General features: G+C 46.6%; 4 protein-coding genes. 2 read left to right on the forward strand and 2 right to left on the reverse strand.

All coding sequences use genetic code 11. From position 1 onward, the window contains the following. Positions 1-24: 24 nt before the first annotated feature. Together metK and C7B77_RS27065 are read right to left on the reverse strand one after the other, a co-directional pair. Positions 25-1,284, reverse strand: a complete 1,260-nt coding sequence (gene metK / locus C7B77_RS27060) for a methionine adenosyltransferase (protein WP_106312333.1) — start codon at positions 1,282-1,284, stop codon at positions 25-27. Between the two features lie 99 nt (positions 1,285-1,383). After that, positions 1,384-1,578: a hypothetical protein gene (locus tag C7B77_RS27065; protein WP_106312336.1), complete on the reverse strand. Its 195-nt coding sequence runs from the start codon at positions 1,576-1,578 to the stop codon at positions 1,384-1,386. Between the two features lie 6 nt (positions 1,579-1,584). Between C7B77_RS27065 and C7B77_RS27070 the strand changes: the two genes are divergently transcribed. Together C7B77_RS27070 and C7B77_RS27075 are read left to right on the forward strand one after the other, a co-directional pair. Next, positions 1,585-2,307, forward strand: a complete 723-nt coding sequence (locus C7B77_RS27070) for a pyridoxine 5'-phosphate synthase (RefSeq protein ID WP_106312339.1) — start codon at positions 1,585-1,587, stop codon at positions 2,305-2,307. 247 nt (positions 2,308-2,554) lie between these two features. Continuing rightward, a complete protein-coding gene (locus tag C7B77_RS27075; RefSeq protein ID WP_106312342.1) occupies positions 2,555-2,884 on the forward strand; it encodes an MgPME-cyclase complex family protein in 330 nt (109 codons plus the stop codon). The last annotated feature ends 117 nt before the right edge of the window (positions 2,885-3,001 follow it).

Raw genomic sequence — 3,001 nt, forward strand, 5'->3', positions numbered from 1 at the left:
ATCTCAAGCAGTAGCTAAAAACTATTAACCGACGGTTGTCGTTTCAAACTTAGCAGCCGCTGCTTTGAGCGTAGCTGCTTTGTCGGTTTGTTCCCAAGGTAAATCTAGATCCGATCGACCGAAATGACCGTAGGCGGCAACATCTTGATAAAAACGACCATTGCGTTCGGCGGGGAGATTGCGGAGGTTGAAAGTAGCAAGAATTCCTTCGGGACGCAGCTCGAAATGTTCTTCGATCAGTTCAAAAAGTTGGTCGTCACTAATGATGCCAGTGCCGAAAGTTTCGACTAAAATACTGACAGGAGCGGCAACACCGATCGCGTAACTGAGTTGAACTTCGCACTTGGTAGCCAAACCAGCCGCGACAATATTTTTCGCGACGTGACGGCAAGCATAAGCCGCAGATCGATCGACTTTGGTGGGATCTTTACCAGAGAAAGCACCACCGCCATGACGAGAATAACCGCCGTAAGTATCGACAATAATTTTGCGTCCGGTTAAACCTGCGTCTCCTTGAGGGCCGCCAATTACAAATTTGCCTGTAGGATTGACGAGGAAGTGAGTTTTATCGTCTGGCTGCACTTCTAAGTCTGCAAATACAGGTAAAACTACATACTTCCAGAGATCGGCCTTGATTTTGGCTTGAACGCCAGCATCGTCTTTAATCTCGCCAATGGTGGCATCGTGTTGAGTAGAGATTAAGATGGTATCGATCGCGACCGGGATACCATTTTTGTACTCAACTGTAATTTGGGTTTTGCCATCGGGACGGAGATAAGGTAAATCGCCAGTCTTGCGTACAGCCGCCAAGCGACGAGCTACGCGGTGCGACAAACTAATCGGCAATGGCATTAATTCGGGTGTTTCGTTACAAGCATACCCGAACATAATCCCCTGGTCTCCAGCACCCGTCTGGTCGAAAATATCGGTGCCATCGCCCCGATTTTCTTTAGCTGTGTTGACCCCCTGAGCAATATCTGGCGACTGCTGATCCAAGGCAATTAGTACCGAAGCACTATTTGCCGAAAATCCGTTATCGGCATCAGTGTAGCCAATTTCAGCAATTTTGGCGCGAGCGAGGTCGATATAATTGACAGTCGCTTTAGTGGTAATCTCGCCCGTGATCAAGACGAGTCCGGTATTGACTACTACCTCTGCGGCGACCCGACTGTAGGGGTCTTGAGCGAGCAGCGCATCCAAAATTGTGTCAGAAATCTGATCGCAGATTTTGTCAGGGTGACCTTCCGTCACGGATTCCGAAGTAAAAAGATATCTACGAGACAAGGAACAGTCCTCCTTCTGGTACTGGCTAATGTTAGCCTATATATTTACATAATGCCCATAAAATTTATCCAGAATTTCACCATTCTGTAATTTCATGTGCTAGCAAGCAATAATAGCTGCTTTTAAATCTATATCAAAATGGAACGCAGAAGCATCGAAAATTGTTGATGCTGAGGGTAAATATCGATCGTGTTGCCACGATCGATATTTACCAGGCGTACTATCTAACCCAATTCGATCGCCCAGCGGGGCTAGCATCCGCGTACAATTTAAATAAATCGAATACAGGAGCATCGAAAATTGTTAACGCTTGGGGTAAATATCGACCATGTTGCCACGATTAGGCAAGCCAGACGCACTGTCGAACCCGATCCGATCGCCGCAGCGGTATTAGCCGAATTAGCTGGTGCGGATGGGATTACGGCACATTTGCGCGAAGATCGGCGACACATGCAGGATCGGGATATTCGATTGTTGCGCGAAACCGTCCGCACGCATTTAAATCTAGAGATGGCGGCGACAACAGAGATGGTGCAAATCGCACTGATGATTAAACCAGATTATGTGACGCTGGTACCGGAAAAGCGCGAAGAAGTAACGACGGAAGGGGGATTGGATATTGCCGGACAACTCGATCGATTGAACTCGGTGGTAGATAAGTTACAATCGGCATCGATCCCTGTCAGTCTATTTATCGACCCAGAACCTGCCCAAATTGCCGCCGCAGCCCAGATAAAGGCGCAATTCATCGAATTACATACCGGACGCTATGCGGAGGCGAGAGAGCCGCTCCAGGTGCAACAGGAGCTAGCAAATTTAGCCAAGGGCTGCGAATTGGCGATCGAAGCTGGTTTGCGGGTAAATGCCGGACACGGCTTGACTTATTGGAATGTCCGTCCGGTGGCTTGTTTGCCCGGTATGGAAGAATTAAATATCGGCCATAGTATCATCAGTCGAGCGGTACTCGTCGGTATCGATCGAGCCATCCGCGAAATGAAAGCTGCAATGTTTGGGATTAATTGATAATTGATAATTGATAATTGATAACTGATACCCGCTCCCCCATTAGAGTAGTAGGGTGGGCAGTGCCCACCGTCTAGATCTCATATATTTTCTGTCCGATCGATATTTGTGCCAATTTACTTAGTGGGCAGAACGTAGGGTGGGCACTGCCCACCATCTAGATCTCAGGCATTTTCGATCCGATCGATATTTGTGCCAATTTACTTAGATCGTTTATTTAGTCATTTACTTTAAATACAGAAGAAAGATGCAAACCTATTACTATATAGTTGCTAGTAAAAGATTTTTACGCGAAGAAGAACCGCTCGATGAAGTAATTGCCGAACGTATTCGCAATTATCAGGAGCAAGGTAAAGAAATCGATTTTTGGTTTATCGATCGACCTGCTTTTCTCGATGCTCCGGAGTTAGCCAGTGTTAAGGCGAAAGTTCCACAACCTGCATCTGCTATTATTTCGACAAATTCGCAGTTTGTTACTTGGTTGAAGCTCCGCTTGGAGTTTGTCGCAACAGGAGAATTCCAAGCTCCATCGGCAACTATTCCCGATCCGATCGCGGCATCTTTGACTACAGCCTAAATTGGAGATTAATTTCGATCGCATTCCCATATCAGTCCTTGTCGATTGCCGATCGATAAGGGCTTTTTCAATGCTAACTTTTAGTTATCTATATACAGACTGTCTCTTATACACATC

Origin of the sequence: Chamaesiphon polymorphus CCALA 037 (assembly GCF_003003845.1) — a bacterium.
In the GTDB taxonomy this organism is placed as follows: domain Bacteria; phylum Cyanobacteriota; class Cyanobacteriia; order Cyanobacteriales; family Chamaesiphonaceae; genus Chamaesiphon; species Chamaesiphon polymorphus.

What these genes read in the sequence shown, in the direction of transcription:
- C7B77_RS27065 (WP_106312336.1), bottom strand. Translation starts at nt 1,578, where the DNA reads ATGCTCCTGTATTCGATTTATTTAAATTGTACGCGGATGCTAGCCCCG.
- C7B77_RS27075 (WP_106312342.1), top strand. Translation starts at nt 2,555, where the DNA reads ATGCAAACCTATTACTATATAGTTGCTAGTAAAAGATTTTTACGCGAA.